The organism is Streptomyces misionensis (genome assembly GCF_007896895.1).
Taxonomy (GTDB): Bacteria; Actinomycetota; Actinomycetes; order Streptomycetales; family Streptomycetaceae; genus Streptomyces; species Streptomyces misionensis_A.
The window spans coordinates 1-26,124 of the sequence record NZ_VOGW01000004.1 but is presented as its reverse complement, the minus strand read 5'-3'; the positions used below and the strand labels follow the sequence as shown (position 1 = coordinate 26,124).

Here is a 26,124-nt window from a genome sequence, read left to right as displayed (position 1 = left end):
TCAGCCCGCCTCCGGCTTGTCGTCGTCCACGATCTCGGCGTCCACCACGTCGTCGTCCTGGCGCCCGCCGGAGCCGGAGCCGCCCGGGCCGCCGGAGGCGGAGGCGCCCTCCGCCGTTCGATCCTCGGCGCGCGACTGCTCGTACAGCGCCGTGCCGATCTTCTGGGCGGACTGCGCCACCCGGTCGGTGGCCTGGCGGATCGCGGCGGTGTCCGCGTTCTCGTCCTTGAGCTTCGCCTTCAGCTCGGTCAGCGCCTCCTCGGTCTCGTGCCTCGCCTCGGCGGAGATCCGCTCGGGGTTCTCCCGGATCAGCTTCTCGGTGGAGTAGACGAGCTGTTCGGCCTGGTTGCGGGTCTCGGCGGCCTCCCGGCGCCGCCGGTCCTCCTCGGCGTGCTGCTCGGCCTCGCGGACCATCCGGTCGATGTCGTTCTTCGGCAGGGCGGAGCCGCCGGTGACGGTCATCTTCTGTTCCCGGCCGGTGCCGAGGTCCTTGGCGGAGACGTGCATGATCCCGTTGGCGTCGATGTCGAACGCCACCTCGATCTGCGGGACGCCGCGCGGCGCCGGCGGCAGACCGGTCAACTCGAACATGCCGAGCCGCTTGTTGTAGGCCGCGATCTCCCGTTCGCCCTGGAAGACCTGGATCTGCACGGACGGCTGGTTGTCCTCGGCCGTGGTGAAGATCTCGGAACGCTTGGTCGGGATCGTGGTGTTGCGCTCGATCAGCTTGGTCATGATGCCGCCCTTGGTCTCGATGCCGAGGGACAGCGGGGTGACGTCGAGCAGCAGGACGTCCTTGACCTCGCCCTTGAGGACACCGGCCTGGAGCGAGGCGCCGATGGCGACGACCTCGTCCGGGTTGACGCCCTTGTGCGGTTCCTTGCCGGTGAGTTCCCGCACCAGCGCGGAGACGGCGGGCATCCGCGTGGAGCCGCCCACCAGCACCACGTGGTCGATGCCGGACACCTGGATCCCGGCGTCCTTGATCGCGTTGTGGAAGGGCCCCTTGCAGCGGTCCAGCAGATCCGCCGTCAGCTGCTCGAACTGGGCGCGGGTGAGCTTCTCGTCCAGGTGCAGCGGGCCCTCGGCGGACGCGGTGATGTAGGGAAGGTTGATCGTGGTCTCGGTGGAGGAGGACAGCTCGATCTTCGCCTTCTCGGCCGCCTCCCGCAGCCGCTGCACGGCCATCTTGTCCTTGGCGAGGTCGACGCCGTAGTGGTTCTTGAACTGCTGCACCAGGTGGTCGACCACCCGCTGGTCCCAGTCGTCGCCGCCCAGGTGGGTGTCGCCGTTGGTGGCCTTGACCTCGATGACGCCGTCGCCCATCTCCAGCAGCGACACGTCGAAGGTGCCGCCGCCCAGGTCGAAGACGAGGACCGTCTGGTCGTTCTCCTTGTCCAGCCCGTACGCCAGCGCGGCGGCGGTCGGCTCGTTGATGATCCGCATGACGTTCAGGCCGGCGATCTCCCCGGCCTCCTTCGTCGCCTGCCGCTGCGCGTCGTCGAAGTAGGCCGGTACGGTGATCACCGCGTCCGTGACGTCCTCGCCGAGGTACGCCTCCGCGTCCCGCTTCAGCTTCTGGAGCACCCGGGCGGAGATCTCCTGGGCGGTGTAGCGCTTGCCGTCGATGTCGCCCTGGTCGGGGAAGCGCCAGGAGTGATCGCCCATGTACCGCTTGACGGAGCGCGCGGTGCGCTCCACGTTGGTCACGGCCTGCCGCTTGGCGACCTCGCCGACCAGGACCTCGCCGTTCTTGGCGAAGGCCACGACGGACGGCGTGGTCCTCGCGCCCTCCGTGTTGGTGATGACGGTGGGTTCGCCGCCCTCCAGGACCGAGACCACCGAGTTGGTCGTCCCGAGGTCGATACCGACCGAACGCGCCATGGCGGACCTCCTTGTCTCGTCGCTCCCCCACCGTGTTCCCCGAACCCCCTTGCCTATAGAGCCTGAATAAAACTTGAGTCTTACCGTGTCAAGCCCGGCTCGGTTCGGCTGCTCCGTCCGGGGAACCGGCGGTCGCCGTCCGCCAGTCGGCCGCGGCCGCGATCGCCGCGCGCCACGGGCGCAGGGCGCGCGGGGGCATGCCCACGCCGAGCGCTCCGGTGAGCCGGTCCCCCGTGCGGTAGGCGACCAGGAAGCGGCCGTCGGCCGGGGTGCCGTCGACCACCCGGGCCTCGTCGTGGCCCCTCAGGTACCCGAAGGCCTGGACCCGGAGGCCGTACTGGTCCGACCAGAAGTAGGGCACCGGGGCGAACGGCCTGGCCCGCTCGGGGTCGAGGAGGTTGCGGGCGACGGCCATGCCCTGCTCGGCGGCGTTGGTACGGTGCTCGACGCGCATCCTGGTGCCGAACAGCGGGTTGTACCAGCGGGCCACGTCCCCCGCGGCGTAGACGCCCGGCGCGGCGGCGCCGTACCGGTCGCACTCCACGCCGTCGCCCACCGGCAGGCCGCTGCCGCGCAGCCAGTCGGTGTTGGGCGCGGAGCCGACGGCGACCAGCACGTCGTCGGCGACGACCGCGGTGCCGTCGTCGAGCCGGACGCCGGTGGCCCGGCCCGCCCCGGTGGTGATCCCGGTTGCCTTGGTGCCGGTGCGCAGGTCCACGCCGTTGTCGCGGTGGAGCCGGGCCAGCTGTGCGCCCGCCTGCCGCCCGACGGCGTGGGCCAGCGGGACCGGGGACGGCTCGACGAGGGTGACGGCCACGCCGAGGGACCGGGCGGCGGAGGCGACCTCCGCGCCGAGGAACCCGGCGCCCACCACGACCAGCCGGCCCCCGGCCGCCAGCCGCTCACGCAGGGCGAGTGCGTCCTTCAGATCCCGCAGGACGTGCACGCCCGGGGTGCCGCACCCGGGCAGGCGGCGCGGCCGGACCCCGGTGGCGATGATCAGGCCGTCGTAGCCGAGTTCGGTGCCGTCGGCGAGCGTGACCGTGCGCGCGGCCGGGGCGAGGGCGGCGGCGGGGACGCCGAGCCGCAGGTCCAGGCCGAGTGCGTCCAGGTCGGCCGGGCTGCGCAGGCGCACCCGTTCGGGCTCCCAGGTGCCGTCCAGGATCTGCTTGGACAGCGGTGGGCGGTCGTAGGGCGGGTGGGGTTCTCGGCCGACGAGGGTCAGCGACCCGTCGTAGCCCTGGCGGCGCAGGGTCTCGGCGGCCGACAGACCGGCCGCCGAGGCGCCCACGACGACGATGCGGCGCGGGGGCGCGGCCGTCACTCCTGGACCAGCCGGATCGCGGCGGCCGGGCAGATGGCCGCCGACTCCCGTACGGCCTCCTCGTGTTCGGCACCGGGTTCGGTGTCCAGCAGCACCACGATGCCGTCGTCGTCCTGGTCGAAGACCTCGGGGGCCACCAGGACGCACTGCCCGGACGCCACGCACTTGGGCTGGTCGACTTCCACACGCATGGTCTGTTCCTCGTTTCGCTCGGAGTGCGAGTGCTACCAGGTGACGGGGAGTTCGTAGACGCCGTAGACGAACCCGTCGTGCTTGAACTCCAGTTGGTCGATGCCGGTCGCCAGCGCCAGGGTGGGGACACGGGTGTAGAGGGTGTTGTAGACGACCTGGAGCTCGATGCGGGCGAGCGGCTGGCCGAGGCACTGGTGGACGCCGTAACCGAAGGCGACGTGCCGGCGGGCGTCGCGGCCGAGGTCGAGCCGGTCGGGGTCGGGGAAGGCGTCCGGGTCCCGGTTGGCGATGTCGTTGGCGAGGATGACGCCGTCGCCCGCGCGGATCAGCTCGCCGCCGATCTCGATGTCCTCCAGCGCGACCCGGCGCCGCCCGGAGTGGGTGATGTTGAGGTAGCGCAGCAGTTCCTCGACGGCCGCGGCGACCTGCTTGGGCTCGGCCCCGTCGCGCAGCAGGGCGAGTTGGTCCGGGTGCTCCAGCAGTGCGAGGGTGCCCAGCGCGATCATGTTGGCGGTGGTCTCGTGCCCGGCCGCGAGCAACAGCACGCCCATGTCGGCTGCTTGACGACGGGTCAGTTCGCCGGTCGCCACGCGCTGCTCGGCGAGCACGGACAGCAGGTCGTCCTCGGGCTCGGCCTGTTTGGCGGCCAGCAGGTCCTCCAGGTAGGCGGTGAGCGCCTCGTTCGCGGTGCGCACGTCGTCCTCGGTCGAGGTACGGCGCACCAGGACCTGGGTGTTGCGCTGGAAGAAGTCGTGGTCCGCGTAGGGCACACCGAGCAGGGCGCAGATCACCAGACTGGGCACGGGCAGCGCGAACGCCTCGACCAGGTCGACGGGGTTGGGGCCGGCGAGCATCCGGTCGATCAGGTCGTCCACGACGCGCTGCACGGACGGCCGCAGGGCCTCCATCTTCTTGATCGTGAAGGGGGCCGTCACCATGCGGCGCAGCCGGGCGTGCTCGGGGTCGTCGAGGGTGATGAAGCTGCTGCGGACCTGGTCCCGCGCCCTGGTCGCGGCGGTGCGATGGGGGTAGCCGGGGCGCCTGGGGTCGGCGCTGATGCGGGGATCGCCGAGCAGGGCGCGCACGTCCTCGTGGCGGGTGATCAGCCAGGGGCTGCTGCCGTCCCAGATGCGCACCCGGGAGACGGGCCGCCGCGCCTGGAGGTCGCGCAGGGCGGGGAGTGGGTCGAAGGGGCATCCGGTCGCGCGGGGCATGGGGTGCTCGGGGAGCCCGGTCGGCGCGTGCTCGACTGTCTCGGTCATACCTGCCTCCTCGGCAAGGGCCCACCCAACACTCCTCGCAGTGTTAGGTGCTTCAGGCAACTTTATGGACGGTGAGGGGCGCGTCAACGGTGCCGAGGGGTTCGCCGTCGCTATCCGGCCACGATGCGGGCGAGCAGTTCGTCGGCGCGCCGCGCGAGGCCGTCCGGGTCGGCCTCGCCCGGGAGGGCCCTGACGATGGTGCCGATGCCGTGTGGGGCGGACCACCGCGGCAAAGCGTCCCGCCCGCCGTCCACCTGGGCGGGACGCGGGGACGGGAGCGCGGCCGGGGCCTCCTGCCGGGCCCCGAGCACCAGCGTCACCGGGTGCGCGGCCGGCTGTCCGCGGGGGCCGGTGATCCGCCCCACGCCGAACATCAGCCGGTGGCGCCGGGGTTCTCCAGCGCAAAGGCGCAATACCGCCGGCCCTTCGCCCGCAGGGCCTCGCGGGGCCCGTGGACCGCCGCGCGAGCCCGGGTCGCGCGCGGCTGCGTGACGCGTTTCCCGCAGGCCCGGCGCGTCACGGTCGCGACCGGTTCCGAGCGGTCCTCGACGTGCGGACAGGGGCCGGGCGCGCAGATCCCGGTCTCCCGGACGGCCGCCCGCAGCGACAGCGCCCGGGGCCGGCCCGGCTCGGCCGGCAGCCGTGCGGCGGCCGCCGGCATCTCCTCCTTCAGGGCCGCTCCCTCGCCCCACCGGCTCGGCGCGCGGCGCCCGAACGGCTCGGCCACCGGTACTCCCCTCCGGCCGCGCCCGCCGGGGCGAGGCATCACCGGAGCGGGGGTGGCCGGTTCCTGTCCGCCTCTTCGGCGTACCGGTTTCGGCGCCCGGCCGGCGGACCGGGCGCCCGGATCGTCACTCCGGAGCGAAGGAGAAGCTGTTCCACTGGCCGGCCGACCTCGCGACCTGGTCCGTCGCCCCGATGTCCAGGAACACGCTCTGGCCGCCCGCGGGCACGCTGCAATCGGGCGTCGTGTACAGCAGGAGGCTGCTCTGGGTCTGGTTGGTGACCTGGGTGACGCCCTCGGGGAAGCGGTGGCATCCGTGGCTCGGCGGGTTCGTGAGGCTCTGCACGATCCGTCCGTCGCGCCGGGCCACGATCAGGCCGGACGACTGGTCCTGGCAGGCGGTGAGCGCGATGCCGAGCACCGCGATGCCGGCGAGCGCGGCCAGCGACCGTGAAGAGGGCATCCGGGCCTCCTGTGCCGGGACGGGCTGCTGCCTGGGACCTGGTCCCCTCCCCACTATCCGACAGACCGCCCCGGCCCGCCCGGCGACGACACCCGTTGTGGGCGGAGCCCCTGTTCACAGGCGTACGCGCCGGTCGGGGAACCGACGCGACCTCCTCGGCGTCGGCGGAGGCCGGGCGCGGCATCGACGGCCGAGGACGGGGTGGACGCCGCCAGGACGCGCGCCCCGGAGTCGGCACCCTCGGCGGTGACGGCCGGGCCGCGAACCGGGGCACCGCCCGGGACCCCGCGGGCCTCGCCAAGTCCTTCGCGATCCTGGCCGACTTCACCGACCGCGCCGGCAATCTGCCGGACGTGGTCGTGGTGTTGGCCGGGCCGCACGGTGGGGCACGGGCGACCGTCGGTGCGACCCCGCCGTCCTGACACATCCCCCTGCCGCACGAGTGAACCCCCATTCGGGTGATCCGCGGGCCCACCAGGCCCCGAACAGCCAAGGAAAACGGTTCCGTCGGACATTTCCGGCGAGTCGGTCGATTGGTTCGAAATGACAGGCTTACGGTGCCCTGTCCACACTGAATTGGCGGTTGTTGATCAGGTATGTGCATCAGCGATCCACAACGTTCTCCAGGAGATCGAATGGTGGAGCAGTCCTCCGAGATCGATATAAGCGGGCCGGACGCACCTGCCCTCACCGTGAGCGGCGCCGGCCCGGACAGAACAGAGACCGAGAGCAGACTCGCGGATGCGCTGGCCGAGGTCGTCGACGCCGAACACGTCCCACTGGACAGTCACTTCTTCACCGATCTGGGAGCCAACTCCCTGGTCATGGCCCAGTTCTGCGCGCGGCTGCGCAAGCGGCCGGATCTGCCGTCCCCGTCCATGCGGGACATCTACCGGTACCCGACCATCCGCAGCCTGGCCGAGGCCCTGGCCCCGCCCGCTCCCGCACCGGCCGCACCGACGGCCGCGTCCCGGCCGGCACCGGCGGCACCCGTCGTACCGCCCGAGCCGGTCACCCGCGCCGGCCGGCTGACCCATTTCCTCTGCGGGACCTTCCAGTTGCTGGCCTTCCTCGGCTACTCCCTCGTCTCGGGCCTCGCCACCGCCACCGGGTACGAGTGGGTCTCCGACGGTTCGGGGATCGTCGACACCTATCTGCGGTCGCTGCTGTTCGGCGGCGCCGGGTTCCTCGCCCTGTGCGCGTTCCCCGTCCTCGCGAAGTGGGTGCTGGTCGGCCGCTGGAAGGCGGGCGAGTTCCCCGTCTGGGGCCTCGCGTACATGCGCTTCTGGCTGGTCAAGGTACTCCTGCACGCGAACCCGATGGTCTTCCTCGCGGGCACCCCCCTGTACGTGCTGTACCTGCGGGCCCTGGGCGCGCGGATCGGCAAGGGGGTCACGATCCTCTCCCACACCCTCCCGGTCTGCACCGACCTGGTGACGATCGGCGCGGGGACGGTGATCCGCAAGGACTGCTTCCTGCTCGCCTACCGGGCCCATGCCGGACGCATCCAGACCGGCCCGGTCACCATCGGCCGGGACGTGTTCGTCGGGGAGAAGACCACCCTGGACATCGACACCTCGATCGGCGACGGGGCGCAGCTCGGGCACGCCTCGGCGCTGCACCGGGGCCAGTCGGTGCCGGCCGGCGAGCGCTGGCACGGCTCCCCCGCCGAGCCGGCCCGGACCGACTACGTGCGGGTCACTCCCGCCCCGTGCGGCACCTTGCGGCGGGTCTGGTTCGGCTGCGGCACGCTGCTCCAACTCCTTTTCCTCTACGTGCCGTTGGCCGTCGGCGGTATCTACATGCTGTGCATCGAGGTGCCGCTCTTCGACAAGCGGATCGACCCGGACACGGACTCGCTGACGCCGCTGGACCTGCTGTCGGACGCGGCGGTGGTCTCCCTCGTCATGTTCACCGGTTTCCTGGTGCTGGGGCTGGCCGTCCTGTACACCGTGCCGCGGCTGCTGGGGCTGTTCGTCAAGCCCGACCGGGTCTATCCGCTCTACGGCTTCCACTACGCGCTGCACCGGGTGACGGTCCATCTGACGAACATCAAGTTCTTCGCCTGGCTGTTCGGTGACAGCTCGTTCATCGTGCACTATCTGCGCGGCCTCGGATACGACCTGTCGCACGTGGAGCAGACCGGCTCGAACTTCGGGACCGAGGTGCAGCACGAGACCCCGCTGCACGTCTCGGTCGGCAGCGGCACCATGGTGGCCGACGGGCTGTCGATCATGAGCGCGGAGTACTCCGCCACGTCGTTCAAGGTGTCGCGGGTGTCGATCGGCGCGCGCAGCTTCCTGGGCAACAACATCGCCTATCCGCCCGGCGCCAGGATCGGCGAGAACTGCCTGCTGGCGACCAAGGTGATGATCCCGCTGGACGGCGAGGTCCGGCAGGGCGTGGGGCTGCTCGGTTCGCCGTGCTTCGAGATCCCGCGCTCCGTCGACCGCGACGCCCGCTTCGACCATCTGCGCGAGGGTGACGAACTGCGCCGCCGGCTCGGCGCGAAGAACCGCTACAACCTGCGCTCCATGGCCTGGATGCTGTTCGCGCGCTGGCTGCACGTCTTCGGGCTCACCCTGCTCGCGCTCGCCTCGGTGGATCTGTACGGCACGGTCGGGAACGTGGTGATAGCGGGATACCTGGCGCTCACGCTCACCTTCTCCACCGTGTACTACATCGTGCTGGAGCGCTGCCTGACGAAGTTCCGGGGCCTGCGGCCCGAGTTGTGCTCCATCTACGACCGGACCTTCTGGCAGATCGAGCGGCTGTGGAAGGTTCCCTCGCAGTGGCTGAACATCTTCAACGGCACCCCCTTCAAGAGCCTGGTGTGGCGGCTGATGGGCGTGCGCGTGGGCCGCATGGTGTTCGACGACGGCTGCTACGTGACCGACCGGACCCTCGCGGTCATCGGCGACCACTGCACCCTCAACGCGGGCAGCAAGGTCCAGTGCCACTCGCAGGAGGACGGCACCTTCAAGTCCGACTTCATCAGGCTCGGTGCGGGCTGCACGCTAGGCGTCTCCGCCCATGTCCACTACGGCGTGACGATGGGCGAGGGAGCGGTGCTGGCCGCCGACTCCTTCCTCATGAAGGGCGAGGAGGTCCCCGCGCACGCGCGGTGGGGCGGCAATCCGGCGGTGGAGATGCCGGTGGCCGACGGCCCGCCCGCCGCCCCCGTCCCCGCCATGTCCGACGAGAACGCCCCTGCGGCGACCGTGAGTTGAGGAAGGCCATTCGATGGGAACGCGTGTGGAAGCGGACCGGGAGTTCTGGCGACGGGTCCTGACCGCCGGCGGCGCCACCACGGTGCCGCGCTGGGCGGCGAGCCCGGCCCCCGGGACGGCCGAGCACGAGGTGCCGGTGCCGGACGAGGTGGCGACGGCGGTGCGCGGGCTGGCGCGCCGCCAGGGGGTGCCGGTCAGCGCGCTGCTGCTGGCCGCGCACGCCAAGGTGCTGGCCGTGCTGTCCGGCGAGCCGGAGGTGGTGACCGGCCTCGTCACCGGGGCGCCGGGCGAGCCGCTGCCCTGCCGGCTGGCCGTCCGCCCCGGCCCCTGGCGGGAGCTGGCGGCGGCGGCCGGGCAGGCCGAGGCGGAGGTGCTCGCGCACCGGGAGTTCCCGGTGGAGAAGCTGCGCCGGGAACTCGGGCTCGCCGAACCGCCGTACGAGGTGGTGTTCGGGCCGGCCGGCGCCGCCCGGAACCACGCCGACGACGGTGTGCTGCAGGTGCGCTGGTCCGACCGGGACGGGCGGCTGGCGCTGCGCCTGGCGCACCGCACCGACGTCCTGGACGCGGCGGCCGCCGCCCGCATCGGCGGCTACCACCTGACCGCGCTCGGCCTGCTGGCCACCGATCCGGACGCCGACCACGACGCGGGCAGCCTGCTGTCGGCCGACGAGGTGCGCGAGCAGCTGGAGGGGCTGGCCGGACCGTACCGGCCGCTGCCCGACGCCCGGGCGCACGAGCTGTTCGAGCAGCGGGTCCGGGCGCACCCGCAGGCCGTGGCGGCCGTGCAGGGCGAGCGGGAGTGGACGTACGACGAGCTGAACCGGCGCGCCAACCGGCTGGCGCGGGCGCTGCTGGAGCGGGGACTGGGCCGCGAGGACGTGGTCGCCGTCGTCATGGAACGCGATCTCGACTGGCTGGCGGCGACGCTCGCGGTGTTCAAGGCGGGCGGCGTCTACCTGCCGGTCGAGCCGCACTTCCCGGCGGGCCGGATCGCGGCGACGCTGTCGCGCGCCGGCTGCCGGCTGGTGCTCACCGAGTCCGGCAGCACCGGCACCCTGGACGAGGCGCTGGCCGCGGTCCCGGGCGCGCGGCGGCTGCTGGTGACGGAGGCGTACGCGGAGCCGCACGCCGAGGACGACCCGCGGGTGCCGGTGGACGCCGGGCAGTTGGCGTACATCTACTTCACCTCCGGCTCCACCGGCGAGCCGAAGGGCGCGATGTGCGAGCACGCGGGCCTGCTCAACCATCTCTTCGCCAAGATCGACGACCTGGGGATCGGCGAGGGCTCGGTGGTGGCGCAGACCGCGCCCCAGTGCTTCGACATCTCCCTGTGGCAGCTGGTGTCCGCGCTGCTGGTCGGCGGGCGGACCCTGCTGGTCCCGCAGGACGTGATCACGGACGTGGAGCGCTTCGTGGACACGCTGGCCGACGGGCGGGTCGCGGTGGCCCAGCTCGTGCCCTCCTATCTGGAGGTCGTGGTCTCGTACCTGGAGCGGCGTCCGCGCGAACTGCCGGATCTGCGCTGTGTGTCGGTGACCGGCGAGGCGCTCAAACGGGAGCTGGTGCAGCGCTGGTTCGCGATCCGGCCCGGCATCCGGCTGCTCAACGCCTACGGCCTGACCGAGACGTCGGACGACACCAACCACGAGGTCCTGGACCGGGTGCCGGAGCGGGTTCTGCTGGGGCGCGCGGTGAACAACGTACGCGTCCTCGTGGTGGACGAGCGGCTGCGGCTGGTGCCGCTGGGCGCGCCGGGTCTGATCGCGTTCTCCGGTGTCTGTGTGGGCCGCGGGTACGTCAACGACCCCGAGCGGACCCGGGAGGCGTACCGCACGGACCCGTACCGGCCCGGTGAACGGCTCTACCTGGGCGGTGACTGGGGGCGCTGGCACCCGGACGGCAAGCTGGAGTTCCTGGGCCGCCGGGACAACCAGGTGAAGATCCGCGGCTTCCGCATCGAGATCGGCGAGATCGAGAACGCGCTGCTGCGGGTGGCCGGGGTGCGGGACGCGGCGGTGGTGGTCGCCGAGCGGGCCGGCGGGAGCAGGCATCTGATCGCCTTCTGCGCGGGCGCGCCCCGGCCGCCCGAGGAGCTGCGCGAGGCGCTCGGCGCGGTGCTCCCCGCCTATATGGTCCCCTCGGGCTACCACTGGCAGGACGCCCTGCCGCTGACCGCCAACGGCAAGATCGACCGCAAGGCGCTGACCGCCCTGGCCCAGCAGGCCGCCCCCGCCGTGGCAAAGGCCGCGGACGGTCCGCTCGGCGCGGCCGAGCGGCGGCTCGCGGCGGCCTGGGCGCAGGTGCTGGGGGTGCCCGCCGGACAGGTCGGCCGCACCGACCACTTCTTCGACTCCGGCGGCACCTCGCTGACCGCGGTCAAGCTCAGCATCGCGCTGGACCGGGCGGTGTCCCTCAAGGACATCACCCGCAACCCGGTCCTCGGCGATCTGGCCGCCCTGCTGGACGGCACGGTCCGCGAGCACGGGGAGCTGCTGCACCCGCTCGCCGAGGGGGACGGCGGTGAGGACACACTGGTGTGCTTCCCCTACGCGGGCGGCAACGCGGTCAACTTCCAGCCGATGGCGAGCGCGCTCGCCAAGAGCGGGATCACCGTCCTCGCGGTGGACCTGCCGGGCCACGACCTGGCCGCGCACCAGGAGCCGTTCGCCTCGATCGCCCAGGTCGCCGAGCAGGTCACCGCGGAGATCGTCGCGCGCGGACTGACCCGGGTGATGCTGTGGGGCCACTCCTCGGGCGCCGCGCCCGCGATCGAGACCGCCCGGCGCCTCGCGGACCGGGGCGTGCGGGTCAGCCGGGTCTTCGTCGGCGCCCAGCTCCTCGGCACCGCCGAGCAGCGGGAGGCGGCCGTCGCGGAACTCGGCGGCCTCGGCGACGCCGAGATCGCCGCCCGGCTCACCGCGGACGGCGGTTACACCGAACTCGCCGAGCTGACCGAGGCGCACGCCGAGCACATCGGCGCCGCCTACCGGCACGACTGCGTGGCCGCGCACCGCTACTTCCGCGCGGCCCTGGGCACCCCGGCGCCGCCCAGGCTGGCCGCGCCGGTCACGGTGGTCGTCGCGGCCGACGACCCGCACACCGCCGGATCCGCCGGGGACCACCAGGACTGGCTGCGCCTGGCCGAACAGGTGGAGCTGCACGAACTCGCCGACGGGGGCCACTACTTCCCGCGCACCCGGCCGGCCGAGGCGGCGCGGGCCGTGCTGCGGGCCGCCGTGCCCCTGGCCACGTCCTGAGCCGGCCGGAACCTCCCTACGGGCAACGGAAAGGAAACCGAGATGCCGTTCTCATCCCTGGCAGCGCCGCTCGACGTGGAGCTGCGCCCGGACAGACCCGCGCTGCTGCGCGTCGACTCCCCGCCGGACGCCCCGGGCTGGGCGGCCGAGCACCGGGAGGCGCTGCGCGCCGTGGTCACCGAGCACGGGGCGCTGCTCGTCCGCGGTCTCGGACTGCGCGACGCGGACCTCACCGGGGCCGTCTTCCGGCGGCTCGCCGGTGAACTCATGGCGGAGCGCGAGGCGTTCGCGCCCCGCGAGGACTTCGGCGGTGGCCTGTACTCATCCACCCCCTGGCCGGCCAACCAGCCGATGTGCATGCACCACGAGCTGAGCTACACCCTGGACGTGCCGGGCCTGATGATGTTCGCCTGCCCGACCGCGCCCGAGGAGGGCGGGGCGACGGCGGTGGCCGACGCCGCGCAGGTGCTGGAGGCGCTGCCCGCCTCGCTCACCGAGCGGTTCGAGCGCGAGGGCTGGCTGCTGACCCGCAGTTACAACGACGAGATCGGGGCGTCCCTGGCCGAGTCGTTCGGCACCGAGGACCGGGCCGAGATCGAGCGCTACTGCCGGGAGCACGCCATCGAGTTCACCTGGCGGGCGGACGGCTCGCTGCACACCGTGCAGCGCCGCAGCGCGGTCGTACGGCACCCGGTCACGGGCCGGCGCTGCTGGTTCAACCAGATCGCGTTCCTCAACGAGTGGACGCTGGCCCCCGAGGTGCGCGAGTACCTGGTGGACGTGTACGGCGAGGACGGGCTGCCGTTCAACACCCGTCACGGCGACGGAAGTCCGATCGGCGAGGAGGTGGTCGAACTGCTCAACTCGACCTATGAGGCGCACACCCGGCGCGAGCCCTGGCAGTCCGGGGACCTGCTGCTCGTGGACAACATCGGCACCGCGCACAGCCGGGAGCCGTTCACCGGCGAGCGGCAGGTGCTGGTGGGCATGGCCGAGCCGCTGCGGCTCGCCGACGGCCGCCCCACCCCGGAGGCGAGCGCGCGATGACCGATCTGCTGACGACACCCGCCGAGCGGGCCGACGACGGCCGGCCCGCGGTGCCGACGTTCTCCGTGATCTCCGGGCAGCAGGTGCAGCAGGCGCTGAAGGGCCGGGAGAGCGAACTGGTGGCGCTGGTGGAGGCCACCTACCGGCTGCACGGCGCCGGGGAGTCGGTGAACCCCCCGTCGTACTTCCTGCGCTTCCCGGACCGCCCGTCCTCGCGGATCATCGCGCTGCCGGCCTCCGTCGGCGGCTCGGTCGCCGTGGACGGCCTGAAGTGGATCTCCAGTTTCCCGGACAACGTGCGCTCCGGGCTGCCGCGGGCCTCCGCGGTGCTGATCCTCAACGACCCGCGGACCGGCTACCCGTTCGCCTGCCTGGAGAGCTCGATCATCAGCGCCACCCGGACCGCGGCGTCCGCGGCGCTCGCCGCCGACCGGCTCAGCCGCGGCCGGACCCGCCCCACCCGGGTCGGGTTCTTCGGCACCGGGCTGATCGCCCGGTACATCCACACCTTCCTGGCCGGCACCGGCTGGGAGTTCGACGCGATCGGCGTGCACGACCTGTCCGCCGACAGCGCCGAGGGGTTCCGGGGCTATCTCCGCCAGTCCGGCGCCGCCGGGCAGGTCACCGTGCACGACAGCGCCGAGGACCTGATCCGGGCCAGCGACCTCGTGGTCTTCGCCACCGTCGCCGGCACGCCCCACGTCACCGATCCCGCGTGGTTCGGCCACAACCCACTGGTCCTGCACGTGTCCTTGCGGGACCTGGCACCCGAAGTGCTGCTCGACGCCGCCAACTACGTGGACGACGTCGACCACTGTCTGAAGGCGGACACCTCACCGCACCTGGTCGAACAGCTCACCGGCGACCGCGGCTTCCTCAACGGCACGCTCTACGACGTGCTGCTGGGCCGGGCCGCGCCGCCGACCGACCGGCCGGTGATCTTCTCGCCCTTCGGACTCGGTGTCCTCGATCTCGCCGTCGGCAAGTACGTCTACGACGAAGTATCCCGGGCGGGCAGTCTCCGCCTCATCGACGACTTCTTCCACGACCTGCGCCGGTACGGCTGAGGCCCCGGCCTCGGCCCGGCACCAGGAGGTCCGCCGTGCCTGTCATTACCGCTCCCTATGCCTTCAACGAGGGCCAGCTCTTCGTCGACCTGGAGTCGATCTGCGGACGACCCCTCCATCTGAAGTGCGAGGGCTTCAACTTCGCCGGGTCCATCAAGCTGAAGGCCGCGAACGAGATGGTGGAGAGCGCCGAGCGGGACGGACTCCTGACGCCGGAGTCCATCCTCGTCGAGTCCTCCTCCGGGAACCTCGGCGTGGCGCTCAGCATGATCGCCGCCAGCAAGGGCTACCAGTTCCTGTGCGTGACGGACTCCCGTTGCAACCTGTCGACCAGACTCCTGATGGAGGCGCTCGGCAGCGAGGTACACGTGATCGCCGACCAGGACTCCAACGGCGGCTTCCTCGGGACGCGCATCGAGTACGTCCGCCAGCTGTGCGCCTCCGACGACCGGTACCTGTGGCTCAGCCAGTACACCAACGCGGGAAACTGGCGGGCCCACTACCGCACCACGGCCCCGGAGATCGCCGACCAGTTCCCTGGCCTCGACGTGCTGTTCGTCGGGGCCGGCACCACCGGCACCCTGATGGGCTGTGCGCGCTGGTTCCGCCAGTGGCACCGGCCGGTGCGGATCGTCGCCGTGGACAGCGTGGGCTCGGTGGCGTTCGGCGGCGAACCGGGCCGCCGGATGATCCCCGGCCTGGGCATGAGCATGCGCCCGCCGCTGCTGGACGAGTCCTTCGTGGACGAGGTGATCCGGGTGGAGGAGGCGGACACCATCCGCATGTGCCATCGCATGGCGCGGCGCGGGTTCCTGTTCGGCGGCTCCACCGGCACGGTGGTCAGCGGGGCCACGGACTGGCTGGCCCGGCATGACGCCGAAGACCTCACCGCGGTGGCCATCGCACCGGATCTGGGCGAGCGCTACCTCGACACCGTCTACCAGACCAACTGGCTCCAGGACCTGTACGGCGATCACGTCCTGGAGGACGAGGGGCTGGGGCCCGTGACGGAGGAGGTCGAACCCGCGAGCCGGACATCGGAGCGCAGGCGCAGACCGTAGCGGTGCGCTCCGCCCGTGGAAGGGCGCCTGTCCGGGGCCGTTGCCCGGAAGGCGCCCTTCACGGCGCTGAGGGGGGCGCGCGTTTCCCCATGCGCCCGCTTGTGCACCGGGGCCCCGTACCACCGGGGCGGAACAGGCCATTCCGCCCCGGCCCTCATCCACCGGCGGCCCGCAGACCGCCGACAGGAGGCCGTGCATTCCCAGGTGCTCCGCGCTGAACTGCACACCGTCCGCGCACCCCACCGTGGAATCGGTTTTCGGACGGAGTGAAAGTCTCCCCTTCCCTCACAGGCCACACCAGGCGAACTATTTTCAGAAAAGCCATCTCATCGCGCGTTGCCGGCGAGCACGCCGCTCACATTCAGGACCTCATGGCACTGCCGTGCCTGCTGTCCCGTGGCGGGAGTGCCCGGCTTCGCGCAGGTGACGTTCGCGGTGACGGTGGCGTTCGCGGGGATCTCGATGGGGGTGACCCAGTGGTAGTCCTGGTTGCGGAAGGTCTCCAGCGCGATCGTGGTGATCTTCCGGTCGCCGAAGGTGATGGTCATGACCCCCTCGTCGCCCTGGAAGTTGGCGACCACGATGTCCGTGACCCGGAACGTCCTGCCCACCGGCACCGTGTAACTGCCGGTCTTGGTCTGCCCGCCGGACGTCTGCACGTCGATGGTGGTCGAGCTCTGCCCGCCACCGCCCGCCGAGGTGCCGGGACCGGTGCCACCGGGACCGGTGCCGCCGGGGCCGGTACCGCCGGGGCCGCCCGTGGGCACGCCGGGTCCGGTGCCGCCCTGTTCCTTGCCCGTGCCGCTGTCGCCGCCCGTGCCGGGCGACTGTCCGTTCTTGCCGCCCGGTGTCGGCCGGGGCTGGACCACCTCGTCGGCGGCCTGCCGGGCCGCGCTGCGCACCGCCGGCCGGACCAGCGCGAACCACGCCAGCAGCAGCGCGAGCAGCGCCGCGAGCAGCGCCAGCAGCCACTTCGGGAAGATCGGGATCTGGACGAACTCGGCCTCCAGCGGCGGCCGTACGAGCGCCCCCGCCGGGGTGCCCGCCTCCGCCCCCTCCTCGGCCGCGCGGTCGGTGGGGTGCACGGTGAACGGCCAGACGGCGGGCTTGCCGAACCACACCGGCTTGCCGATGCGCACCCGCAGCCGGGTCTCCGCCGACTCCCCCGGCGCCAGGTCGAGGGTGCCCGGCGTGAACCCGAACCGCAGTTCCTCACCGGCCTGTTCGGGCCGGAAGGCGACCTGCGTCGCGGTGTTGCCCTCGTTGCGCACCGCCACCCGGTAGCGGCCGCGCAGCCAGCCGCGCCGGCGCCGCGGGAGGATCTCGGTCCGCAGCTCGTGGAACTCCTCGACGTGCACCGTGGTCTCGGGCACGGTGACCGACTCGGGGTGCTCGGCCGGCAACACCCGTACGCCCAGCGGAACGTCGCCCGCGCGCACCTCCCAGGAGCGCGGCGGGGCCAGCCGGATCGTCACCGTCTCGGAGGTGCCGGGGTAGAGCGAGACGCGCTCGGGTTCCACGACGGCCCAGGGCGCGCAGTCGCCCACGACCTCCAGGGTGTACGCCTCGACGATGTCGCTGTCGTTGCGGACGGTCAGGCTGGTGGCGGCGGTGCCGCCCGGGGCCACCGTCACGGCGGGGATGTCGAGGCCGGGGGCGCCGGGACCGGAAGAGGCTGCAGAAGGCGTCACGCCACGACGGTAGGACCGCTCCCGGCGTACCACGAGAGATGCGGGGGCAACATCCGGGCAGTCGACGTGCCCGCGGCGGCCAAGGTCGTCTCCGATCCACGGCACGGAGGCTGATCGCGGGGCGCCGCCTTGTGCTCCGGCCGACAGTCGACGTGTGCTCGAACCCACCACTCCTGGGCGCCACCGCCGTCGCCCGGGTCGCGTCCTGAATTTCGGAACGCCGCCATGTCCGGCCTTGCGAAAGAAGAACCGCTCATGATCGTCCAGATGCCCGGGGGGACCGTCCCCGCCTCCGTCGGCCGCCCGGACCGGGTGACCGTCGCCGTCTACGCCCAAGACCTGGTCCTGCAGATCGGAATCGTCCAACAGCTGCGCCAGCGGCCCGAACTGGAACTTGTCCCGGACGGCGACACGGACGAGGCGCAGATCTCGCTCGTGGTCGTCGACGGCGTGGACGACGAGGTGACGGCCCTGCTGCAGCGGTTACAGCGCAACACGGGCACCCGTATCGGACTGGTGGTGGGCACGTTCGAGTCGGCGGCGCTGCAAAGGGTGATCGAGTGCGGGGTCGGGGCGGTGCTGCGGCGGGCCGAGGCCGACCAGGACCGGCTGCTGCACCTGGTGCTGGCCCTGGCCAAGGGCGAGGGGGTGCTGCCCGGCGATCTGCTCGGCAAGCTGCTCACCCACGTCGGCAGCCTCCAGCGGTCGGCGCTCGATCCGCGCGGGCTGTCCCTGTCCACGCTGACCGCGCGCGAGGCGGACATGCTGCGTCTGGTGGCGGAGGGGCTGGACACCGCGGAGATCGCGGCGAAGACCTCGTACTCCGAACGGACCGTCAAGAACGTGCTGCACGAGGTCACCACGCGGCTCCAGTTGCGCAACCGGGCCCACGCGGTCGGCTACGCGCTGCGCAACGGACTGATCTGAGGACCGCCCGGGCACCCGACCGCTGCCCGAAAGCGCAAGCCGGGCTTCCCCCAGGTCGGTCCCCGCCGCCCTGCCGCGGCGCGCGCCCGGGGCGCACAGTGACCGGGCACACCCCTGTGTTCCGAGACTGCGAGGTGGACCGTGAACGGCACCGCTGGCCCCGGCGGGCAGCGCCGGCTGGGGAGATTCGGCGCCTCGTTGCTGCTGCTGGTCCCCCTGCTCGCGGTGACCGCGGCCTCGGGACCGAGCGGCGCGCAGACCGCCGCGCCGGCGGCCGCCCCGACCGCCCCCGCCCGGGTGACGTACGCGGGCACCGGCCATCGCAGCCTGGGCCGGGTCACCGGCACCGAGTCCAGCGACCCGCTGTTCGGCACGGGCCCGGCCCACTACGACGTCCAGGCGACGGCGCTCGGGGACACGGTCGTGTTCGCGAGCCGCCGCGACGAGAAGCGGCCGCAGATCTATCTGCGGGCCCCGGACGGTTCGGTGCGCAAGCTGACCAGCGGCCGGGACGCGGCGCATCCGCGGCTGACCCCGGACGGCGGTTCGGTGGTGTTCGACTCGGCGGAGCCGGGCGGCCCGGACGGCAAGAAGCAGCGCGACCTGTGGCTGGTGCACACCGACGGCAGCGGGCTGACCCGGCTGACGGACACGCCGTACAACGAGCAGAGCCCGACCGTGTCGGCGGACGGGCAGCGGCTGGCCTACAGCGCGAACCCGGACACGGCGGCCGGGCCGCAGATCTACGCGCGCCCGCTGGCCGGCGGCTACCCGACCGCGCTCACCGGACCGCTCGGCGGCAAGGCGACCGAGCCGGTGTTCAACCCGGTGAAGGACGCGGCGCACCGGGACCTGCTGGCGTACACGTACACCGCCGACTCCCGGACCGGGCCCCGGCTGCGGCGGCTCGGCGGGCCGGACGGGGACCAGCCGCTGCTCGCGGGCACGGCGGCACAGTGGCAGACCCATGGGGCAGCCTGGATGCCCGACGGGAACGGCGTGCTGTTCCTCAGCGTCGACCACACCTGCAGCTGCGAGGGCGGCTGGAACCATGTGTGGCGGTCCCCGGCGAACCCGGACCAGCACCCGGACCCGGACCTGGTGCTCAGCGAGAACCGCGACGTCTCGTCGGTGACGTGGGTCGGCGCGCAGGACGGCGGCTACCCGGTGGTGGAGCGGCTCTCGGCGCCCGCGCCGGCCGTGGAGGGCGTGGACGCCACGCCCGACCAGCGGGTGGCGACCCTGCAGGACGTACGGATGGACGGCTCCGACCCCCGCGATCTCGGGGTGCCGGTGCTTCAGGAGGACCCGAAGGCCGACACCAACGACGATCCGGCGAAGGACCCGTTGTTCCAGCCGACGGCCGGGTACGACCCGTGGACCGAGCGGCAGAACTACACGCCGGACGGGCGGCGCATCGTGGTGACCCGGTTCGAGAACGGCGGCCGGGGGCGGATCGAGCGGATCTGGACGACGGACGCCGACGGCACCGACGCGGTGGCGATGCCGCTGGCCGATCGGGGACCGAACGACTGGGACACCGATCCGACGTTCTCGCCCGACGGCAAGTACCTCGCCTTCACCCGGACCTCGCCGGGCGGCGTCGGCGACGCGTCCGGCCCCGGACGCATCCTGATCGCCGACGCGAGCACGGGCGCGATCGTGCACCAGGTCGTCCCGCCGAACGGACAGCAGGCCGGGGGCGACGCCCAGCCCGACCCGGGCTATGTCGGCGGCCGGGTCGTGGTGACGTACACCGTGCGCAACGGCCGCAACGCGCTGGCCACCGGGCTCCGGCTGCGGATCGGGCTGCCGGCCGGAATTCCCGGCGGCGGTCCGCCGCCGGGCTGCGACCGCTCGTGGCTGTGCGCGCTGCCGGACCTGACGCCGGGCGACAGCACCGTGGTCCGGGTGGTGCTCGCCCCCGACCACGCGCTGACCGGGCGGGCCACCGGCGTGCTCACCACCACCGGTACGGACGCGAACCCCCGGGACAACAAGGCGAGTACGACCTTGCGCATCCTCCAGCCGAGGATCATCGCCGTGCCGCCGATCGGCAAGCCCGGCTTCGTCACCTCGGTGCGCGGCAAGGACTTCCCGCCGGGAGTGCCGGTGCGGTTCACCTGGAAGCCGGGGATCACCGCCGCCGCCGCGCCGACCAGGCCGGGGCCGGACGGCACCTTCATCGGCCAGTTGCTGATCCTCGCCAAGGACCAGACAGGAACGCGCACCATCATCGCGAGCGGTCCCGGATTCTCCCCGGTGAAGAGGGACCACTTCCTGGTGGTGACGGGCAGTGTGCAGCCGCCCGACGAGGTGACCCGCCGGTGATCCACGAGGTCGACGAGGCGCTGCGCGCGCTGCTCGCCGGGTCCGGGCTGGAGGCGTCCGGGGTCGAGGTGGTCTTCGACGCGCCGACCCGCGACTGGGCGGCCCGCCGCAACGCGCCGACGGTGTGCGTCTTCCTGTACCACATCCAGGAGGACCCCACCCGGCGCGGCAGCGGCGCCGGGGAGGTGCACGACGCCGACGGCCAGGTGGTGGCGCGGCGCTCCCCGCCCCGCTGGTTCGAGCTGACGTACCTCGTCACGGCGTGGGCGAGCCGCCCGCAGGACGAACACCGGCTGCTGTCCCAGGTGCTGGGCACCCTGGTGCACACGGACGTGCTGCCCGCGCCGCTGCTCACCGGGTCGCTCGCGGACCTCGGCCTGACCGTGTCCCTGGACACCGCCGGGGCCGGGCTCGACGCGCCGTCCGCGTCCGACGTGTGGTCGGCGCTCGGCGGCGAGCTGAAGGCATCGCTCGGGGTACGGGTGCGGGCGCCGCTCGCCGGGGTGGAACGCCCGGCCGGACCGCCGGTGACCGAGGGGCTGGTGGTACGCACCGCCGGGCCGGTGCCCGGCGGGGAACCGGCGCCGGGCCGCAGGCTGCGGTACACGGAGGTCGGCGACCCCGGCCCGGAGGGCTTCGCCGGGCCGCGGGAGCGGCCCCCGGTCCCGGCCCGGCGCAGGCGGGGAGGACGTCAGCCCTGATGTACGCCGTCGAGACCGAGGTGGACGTCCTGTGGGCGCGGCTGCGGCTGGTCGAGGAGCGGGTGCGGCAGGCGGTGGCCGCGCGCCGCGCCGCCGACCCGGACCCCGGCGACCCGTACCGCGGCCAGTACCTGACCCCCGAGGCGGTGGAGCGCATCCTCGCCGGGCAGGGCGGCCTCGGGCTGCCCGGTCAGGAGCCGCCGCCCCTGCCGCCCGCGTCCGGACTGGGCGTGCTGGCCGCGCGGTTCGGGCTGACGCCGCTGGACACCGATCTGCTGCTGGTGGCCCTGGCGCCGGATCTCGACCCCCGGTTCGAGCGGCTGTACGGCTATCTCAACGACGATCTGACGCGCCGCCGGCCGACGGTCGCGCTCGCCCTGGAGCTGTGCGGGCTGCCCGCGGCGTCCGCGGCCCGCTTCCGGCTCTGTGCCGGTGCGCCGCTGATCGCGGGCGGACTGGTGGAGGTGGCCGAGCCGGACCGGCCGCCGCTGTCCCGGGTGCTCACGGTCCCGGACCGGGTCACCGCGCGGCTGCTGGGCGGCACGGAGCCGGACGCGCGCCTCGCCCCTCTGCTCGGCGAGGCCGCCGCCGATCCCACCGCCGAACCGGCCGACGTGGACCGGGCGGCCCGGGCGGTCCGCTCCGCGCCGGGCCTGGTGCATCTGCTGGGGCGCGGCGGCGACGCGCCCGGCCTCGCCGCGGCGGCCCTGCGCGCGGCCGGGCTGCGCCCGCTGGTCCTGGACGCGGCGGCGCTCGCCCGGCGCTCCGCCGACGTCCCCGCGCTCGCCCGGGTGGCGGCGCTGGAGGCCCGGCTGTCCGGCGCGGGCGTCGTCCTCGGCCCGCTGGAGGCCCTGCCCCCGGAGCCCGCCCGCCGCGCGGGCGTCCTCGGGGACGTGTGCGCCGCGCTGCGCGGCCTGCCGCTGTTCACCTACGGCACGGACGGCTGGGACCCGGCCTGGGCGGCCGACACCCCGGTGGTCCTCACCGTCGCCCCGCCCTCCCCCGCGCGCGGGACCACGCGCTGGCGGCACGCCCTCGCACAGGCCGGCGCCGACGGCGTCGCGCCGGCCGAGGCGCAGGAGCTCGCGCTGGCGGTGGCCGCGCACCGCCTGGACGGCGGGCAGCTGCGCCGGGCCGCCGCCGGCGCGGTGCGCACGGCCGCGCTGGCGGGCCGCCCGGTCCGCGCCGACGATCTGCGGGCCGCCGTGCGCGCGCAGAACGGCGCGGGGCTCGCCCGGCTGGCCCGCCGGGTGGAGCCGGCCGTCGGCTGGGACGACCTGGTGCTGCCCGCGCCGACCCACCGGCGGCTGCGGGAGCTGGCGGTGCGCGCCCGCCACCGCGAGCAGGTGCTCGGGCAGTGGGGGATGCGGCCGGGCGGCGGTCGCGGGCGGGGCGTGATCGCGCTGTTCGCCGGCGAGTCGGGCACCGGCAAGACCATGTCCGCCGAGGTGGTCGCGGCCGACCTCGGCATGGACCTGTACGTGGTCGATCTGTCCACGGTGGTCGACAAATACGTCGGGGAGACCGAGAAGAACCTGGAGCGGATCTTCACCGAGGCGTCCGCGGTCAACGCGGTGCTGCTGTTCGACGAGGCCGACGCGATCTTCGGCAAGCGTTCGCAGGTCAAGGACGCGCACGACCGGCACGCCAACATCGAGTCGGCGTATCTGCTCCAGCGCATGGAGTCCTTCGACGGGATCGCCGTGCTGACCACCAATCTGCGGGCCAATCTGGACGAGGCGTTCACCCGGCGGCTCGATGTGATCGCGGACTTCCCGGTGCCCGACGCGGACCAGCGGCTCGCCCTGTGGGAACGGTGTCTGGGCGGGCGCCTGCCGCGCGCCGCCGACCTCGATCTCCGGTTCTGCGCCGACCGCTTCGAGCTGGCCGGCGGCTCCATCCGGGCGTGCGCGGTGACCGCCGCGTATCTCGCCGCGGAGTCCGGACAGCCGCTCGCCATGCGGCAGTTGATGACGGCGGTGGCCCAGGAGTACCGCAAGCTGGGCCGGCTGGTGCTGGAGAGCGAGTTCGGGGGGTGGACGCGGGACGTGCTCGCGGACCTCTGAACCGGCCGCCGTCCCGGGGCGGACGCCCCCGGTGGTCCCTGTTGCCCGAAAGGGAAGGCCGGGCCGGGCGCGGGCGCCCGGAAAGGCAGCCGGGTTGCCCCCGCCGAGGTCCGTGCGCCCCTGTCGCCGTGCCGCACCCGCCTCGGAGACTCGACGTCGACGCAGGTGACACCGATGGGACATGAAGGAGCGAGCATGCCGACGTACCTCACCCCGGGCGTGTACGTGGAGGAGGTGCAGTCCGGTGCCCGACCGATCGAGGGGGTCGGCACCGCCGTCGCCGCGTTCGTCGGCTTCGCCCAGACCGGACCCTTCCACGAGCCGACCCTCGTCACCAACTGGGACCAGTACAACCAGCTGTTCGGCGGCTTCACCGAGGGCGCCTACCTGCCGCACGCGGTGTACGGCTACTTCGCCAACGGCGGTGGCGCGGCCTATGTGGTGCGCATCGGCGGGTCCGCCCGGGACTCCTCCGCGCCGGCCGTCGGCGGCGCGGCCCGGCAGAGCCAGGGGCCCGAGCCGGTGGCGCTCGGCGGCTTCCTGGTCACGGCCCGGCCCGGTGTCACCGGGGTCTCGGTGGAGGTCGCCGACCCGGACGGCGAGAACCCGCCCGAGGACCGCTTCCGGCTGCTGGTCCGCCGCGGCGACCAGGTGGCCGAGACGTACGACGTCTCCACCCGCAAGAACGTCAAGGGCTATGTCGTCGGCCAGGTCCGGGCGTCCAAGCTGATCGAGGTCACCGAGCAGCGCGACGCCGCCCAGACCCGCCCCGCCGCGCAGACCGTCGCCGTGCCGGACGCCCCGGCCGCGCCCGCGGCTCCCGAGTCCGGCGAGGTGTCCCGGCTCGATCCCGCCGAGTACGTCGGCGACGCCGGTGCGCGCACCGGGTTCGGCGGTCTGGAGGCCATCGACGAGATCACCATGGTCGCGGTCCCGGACCTGATGGGCGCCTACCAGCGCGGTGACATCGACGCCGAGGGCGTGCGCACCGTGCAGCTCGCGGTGATCTCGCACTGCGAGCAGATGGGCGACCGCGTGGCCGTGCTGGACGCCCCGCCCGGCCTCACCGCCCAGCAGGTGCGCACCTGGCGCAACGACGAGGCCGGTTACGACTCCCGGTACGCCACCCTCTACTACCCCTGGGTGCGCGTCTTCGACCCGGCGAGCGGCCGCAACACCACCGTCCCGCCGAGCGGTCACGTCGCGGGTGTGTGGGCACGCAGCGACGCCGAGCGCGGGGTGCACAAGGCGCCCGCCAACGAGGTGATCCGCGGCGCGGTGGACCTCGAACTCAGGCTCAGCAAGGGCGAGCAGGACCTGCTGAACCCGATCGGCGTGAACTGCGTACGGGCCTTCCCCGGCCGGGGCATCCGGATCTGGGGCGCCCGCACCCTGTCCTCCGACCCGGCCTGGCGCTACCTGAACGTGCGCCGGCTTTTCAACTACCTCGAAGAATCCATCCTGTTGGGCACGCAGTGGGTGGTCTTCGAGCCGAACGACGACCGGCTGTGGTCGAGCATCCGGCGCAATGTCACCGCGTTCCTCACCGAGGAATGGCGGCGGGGCGCGCTGTTCGGGCGTACCGCCGAGGAGGCGTTCTACGTCAAGTGCGACCGCGACAACAACCCGCAGGAGTCCATCGACCAGGGCCGGGTCGTCTGCGAGATCGGTGTCGCACCGGTCAAGCCCGCCGAGTTCGTGGTCTTCCGGCTGGCCCAGTTCTCCGACAGCACCAGCCTCATCGACGAGTGAGACCAGTGACCCGCGGGTCGGTCAAGGAAAGGTGACGAACAGTCATGGCAGAGGGCGATGCTCTTTCCACCCATGTCTTCGGCGTGCAGCTCGGCGGCTACATGGTGGAGTCCATCCAGGAGATCAGCGGCCTGACCGTCGAGGAAGAGGTGGTCGAGGTACGGCAGGTCACCTCGGACGGCAAGCAGATCATCCGCAAGCAGCCGGGTGCCCGGCAGGCGGGCGAGATCACGATCACCCGGGGGCTCGACAAGAGCAGCGAGTTCACCAACTGGATCAAGGAGACCCTGAACAACGGTGCCGTGGACACCGCCCGGCAGAACCTGACCATCGAGATCAAGGACTCCAAGGGCGACACGGTCCGCCGCATCCAGCTGATGCAGGGCTGGGCCTCCCGGTGGGAGGGTCCCTCGCTCAAGGCGGGTGAGTCCGCGGCGGCCACCGAGACCGTCACCATCGTCTTCGAGGAGATCGTCGTCGAATGAGGCGCCGTACGGTGACGGCGGGCAGCCTGGAGGAGATCCTCGACGCGACGGCGCCCGCCCCGGCCCCCGAGCAGTCGCAGGCCCCGGCGCCACCGTCCCATCCCGCGGCCACGCGCGAGAACGGGCTGCGCACCGAGTTCGAGTTCGAGCTGCCGCGCGGGTACGTGGACGAGGCGGGCACGCTGCACCGCAGCGGCTCGATGCGGCTGGCCACGGCCCGCGACGAGCTGCGCCCGCAGATCGACCTGCGGGTCAAGGAGAACCCCGCGTACCTCAGTGTGGTGCTGCTGAGCCAGGTGATCACCCGGCTCGGCACCATCACCGATGTGCACGCGGGCGTCGTGGAACGGATGTACGCCACCGATGTCGCCTTCCTCCAGGACTTCTACCGCCGGGTCAACAGCGAGGGCCACACCCGCGCGGCGGTGACCTGCCCGCACTGCGAGGGCGCCTTCGAGGTGGACCTCTCGGGTGGGCGCCTGGGGGAATCGTGACGTACGCGCTTCCCCGGCTCCGGGAGGAAGTCGCGTACGTCGCCTACCACTTCCACTGGCAGCGCGAGGAGATCCTCGACCTCACCCACGCGGAGCGCCGGCAGTGGGTGGGCGAAATCGCTCGCATCAACGCCCGCATGAACGAGGGTGGTTGAGATCATGGG

22 protein-coding genes are annotated in these 26,124 nt (G+C 73.0%); 14 read left to right on the top strand and 8 right to left on the bottom strand.

The annotated features are described in order from the left end of the window. The 7 genes from dnaK to FRZ03_RS00880 form a co-directional block, all read right to left on the bottom strand. Window positions 1-1,884: a molecular chaperone DnaK gene (dnaK, locus tag FRZ03_RS00910; protein ID WP_146463069.1), complete on the bottom strand. Its 1,884-nt coding sequence runs from the start codon at window positions 1,882-1,884 to the stop codon at window positions 1-3. Between the two features lie 88 nt (window positions 1,885-1,972). Further along, on the bottom strand, window positions 1,973-3,208 hold the full coding sequence (locus FRZ03_RS00905) for an NAD(P)/FAD-dependent oxidoreductase (RefSeq protein ID WP_146463067.1): 1,236 nt from the start codon (window positions 3,206-3,208) through the stop codon (window positions 1,973-1,975). Beyond that, on the bottom strand, window positions 3,205-3,399 hold the full coding sequence (locus FRZ03_RS00900) for a ferredoxin (RefSeq protein ID WP_146463065.1): 195 nt from the start codon (window positions 3,397-3,399) through the stop codon (window positions 3,205-3,207). The genes FRZ03_RS00905 and FRZ03_RS00900 overlap by 4 nt, the downstream gene beginning before the upstream one ends. 33 nt (window positions 3,400-3,432) lie before the next feature. Then, window positions 3,433-4,662, bottom strand: a complete 1,230-nt coding sequence (locus FRZ03_RS00895) for a cytochrome P450 (protein ID WP_146463063.1) — start codon at window positions 4,660-4,662, stop codon at window positions 3,433-3,435. A 110-nt stretch (window positions 4,663-4,772) separates the two neighbouring features. Further along, window positions 4,773-5,027 carry a hypothetical protein gene (locus FRZ03_RS00890; protein WP_146463061.1) on the bottom strand — a complete coding sequence of 85 codons (255 nt, stop codon included), beginning with the start codon at window positions 5,025-5,027 and terminating at the stop codon, window positions 4,773-4,775. A gap of 8 nt (window positions 5,028-5,035) precedes the next feature. Beyond that, window positions 5,036-5,389: a hypothetical protein gene (locus tag FRZ03_RS00885; protein WP_146463059.1), complete on the bottom strand. Its 354-nt coding sequence runs from the start codon at window positions 5,387-5,389 to the stop codon at window positions 5,036-5,038. 124 nt (window positions 5,390-5,513) lie between these two features. Beyond that, a complete protein-coding gene (locus tag FRZ03_RS00880) occupies window positions 5,514-5,849 on the bottom strand; it encodes a hypothetical protein (RefSeq protein ID WP_146463058.1) in 336 nt (111 codons plus the stop codon). A 95-nt stretch (window positions 5,850-5,944) separates the two neighbouring features. On the opposite strand from FRZ03_RS00880, the gene FRZ03_RS00875 reads away from it, so the two are divergent. From FRZ03_RS00875 to sbnA, 6 genes are all read left to right on the top strand, one after another. Further along, complete coding sequence (locus tag FRZ03_RS00875) at window positions 5,945-6,271, top strand: hypothetical protein (protein ID WP_146463057.1); 327 nt, start codon at window positions 5,945-5,947, stop codon at window positions 6,269-6,271. 213 nt (window positions 6,272-6,484) lie between these two features. Beyond that, entirely contained in the window at window positions 6,485-9,079 is a 2,595-nt protein-coding gene (locus FRZ03_RS00870) for a Pls/PosA family non-ribosomal peptide synthetase (RefSeq protein WP_146463056.1), read from the top strand. 13 nt (window positions 9,080-9,092) lie between these two features. Then, window positions 9,093-12,338: a non-ribosomal peptide synthetase gene (locus tag FRZ03_RS00865; protein ID WP_146463055.1), complete on the top strand. Its 3,246-nt coding sequence runs from the start codon at window positions 9,093-9,095 to the stop codon at window positions 12,336-12,338. 42 nt (window positions 12,339-12,380) lie between these two features. Next, the gene (locus FRZ03_RS00860) at window positions 12,381-13,385 is read left to right on the top strand and encodes a TauD/TfdA family dioxygenase (RefSeq protein ID WP_146463054.1); all 1,005 of its coding nucleotides are present in this window, start codon (window positions 12,381-12,383) and stop codon (window positions 13,383-13,385) included. Beyond that, a complete protein-coding gene (sbnB, locus tag FRZ03_RS00855; protein ID WP_146463053.1) occupies window positions 13,382-14,452 on the top strand; it encodes a 2,3-diaminopropionate biosynthesis protein SbnB in 1,071 nt (356 codons plus the stop codon). The genes FRZ03_RS00860 and sbnB overlap by 4 nt, the downstream gene beginning before the upstream one ends. 35 nt (window positions 14,453-14,487) lie before the next feature. Then, window positions 14,488-15,513, top strand: coding sequence for a 2,3-diaminopropionate biosynthesis protein SbnA (gene sbnA, locus FRZ03_RS00850; protein WP_146463052.1), 1,026 nt, complete (start codon window positions 14,488-14,490; stop codon window positions 15,511-15,513). Window positions 15,514-15,839: 326 nt separating this feature from the next. On the opposite strand, the gene FRZ03_RS00845 is transcribed toward sbnA, so the two are convergent. Beyond that, window positions 15,840-17,204 carry a COG1470 family protein gene (locus FRZ03_RS00845; protein ID WP_261398450.1) on the bottom strand — a complete coding sequence of 455 codons (1,365 nt, stop codon included), beginning with the start codon at window positions 17,202-17,204 and terminating at the stop codon, window positions 15,840-15,842. A 255-nt stretch (window positions 17,205-17,459) separates the two neighbouring features. Here FRZ03_RS00845 and FRZ03_RS00840 point away from each other — a divergent pair, with 255 nt between their 5' ends. The 8 genes from FRZ03_RS00840 to FRZ03_RS38725 all read left to right on the top strand — a co-directional run bounded on the left by FRZ03_RS00840 (window position 17,460) and on the right by FRZ03_RS38725 (window position 26,115). Next, a complete protein-coding gene (locus FRZ03_RS00840) occupies window positions 17,460-18,131 on the top strand; it encodes a helix-turn-helix transcriptional regulator (RefSeq protein ID WP_261398449.1) in 672 nt (223 codons plus the stop codon). Window positions 18,132-18,272: 141 nt separating this feature from the next. After that, window positions 18,273-20,462, top strand: coding sequence for a TolB family protein (locus tag FRZ03_RS00835; RefSeq protein WP_261398448.1), 2,190 nt, complete (start codon window positions 18,273-18,275; stop codon window positions 20,460-20,462). Further along, entirely contained in the window at window positions 20,459-21,163 is a 705-nt protein-coding gene (locus tag FRZ03_RS00830; protein WP_146463050.1) for a Pvc16 family protein, read from the top strand. The genes FRZ03_RS00835 and FRZ03_RS00830 overlap by 4 nt, the downstream gene beginning before the upstream one ends. Then, complete coding sequence (locus tag FRZ03_RS00825; protein ID WP_146463049.1) at window positions 21,163-23,229, top strand: ATP-binding protein; 2,067 nt, start codon at window positions 21,163-21,165, stop codon at window positions 23,227-23,229. The genes FRZ03_RS00830 and FRZ03_RS00825 overlap by 1 nt, the downstream gene beginning before the upstream one ends. 195 nt (window positions 23,230-23,424) lie before the next feature. Continuing rightward, the gene (locus tag FRZ03_RS00820) at window positions 23,425-24,981 is read left to right on the top strand and encodes a phage tail sheath family protein (RefSeq protein ID WP_146463048.1); all 1,557 of its coding nucleotides are present in this window, start codon (window positions 23,425-23,427) and stop codon (window positions 24,979-24,981) included. A gap of 44 nt (window positions 24,982-25,025) precedes the next feature. Further along, the gene (locus FRZ03_RS00815; protein WP_146463047.1) at window positions 25,026-25,466 is read left to right on the top strand and encodes a phage tail protein; all 441 of its coding nucleotides are present in this window, start codon (window positions 25,026-25,028) and stop codon (window positions 25,464-25,466) included. Further along, entirely contained in the window at window positions 25,463-25,960 is a 498-nt protein-coding gene (locus FRZ03_RS00810) for a hypothetical protein (RefSeq protein ID WP_146463046.1), read from the top strand. Before FRZ03_RS00815 ends, FRZ03_RS00810 begins: the two co-directional genes overlap by 4 nt. Next, window positions 25,957-26,115, top strand: coding sequence for a DUF6760 family protein (locus FRZ03_RS38725; RefSeq protein WP_186785207.1), 159 nt, complete (start codon window positions 25,957-25,959; stop codon window positions 26,113-26,115). The genes FRZ03_RS00810 and FRZ03_RS38725 overlap by 4 nt, the downstream gene beginning before the upstream one ends. Window positions 26,116-26,124 lie beyond the last annotated feature (9 nt).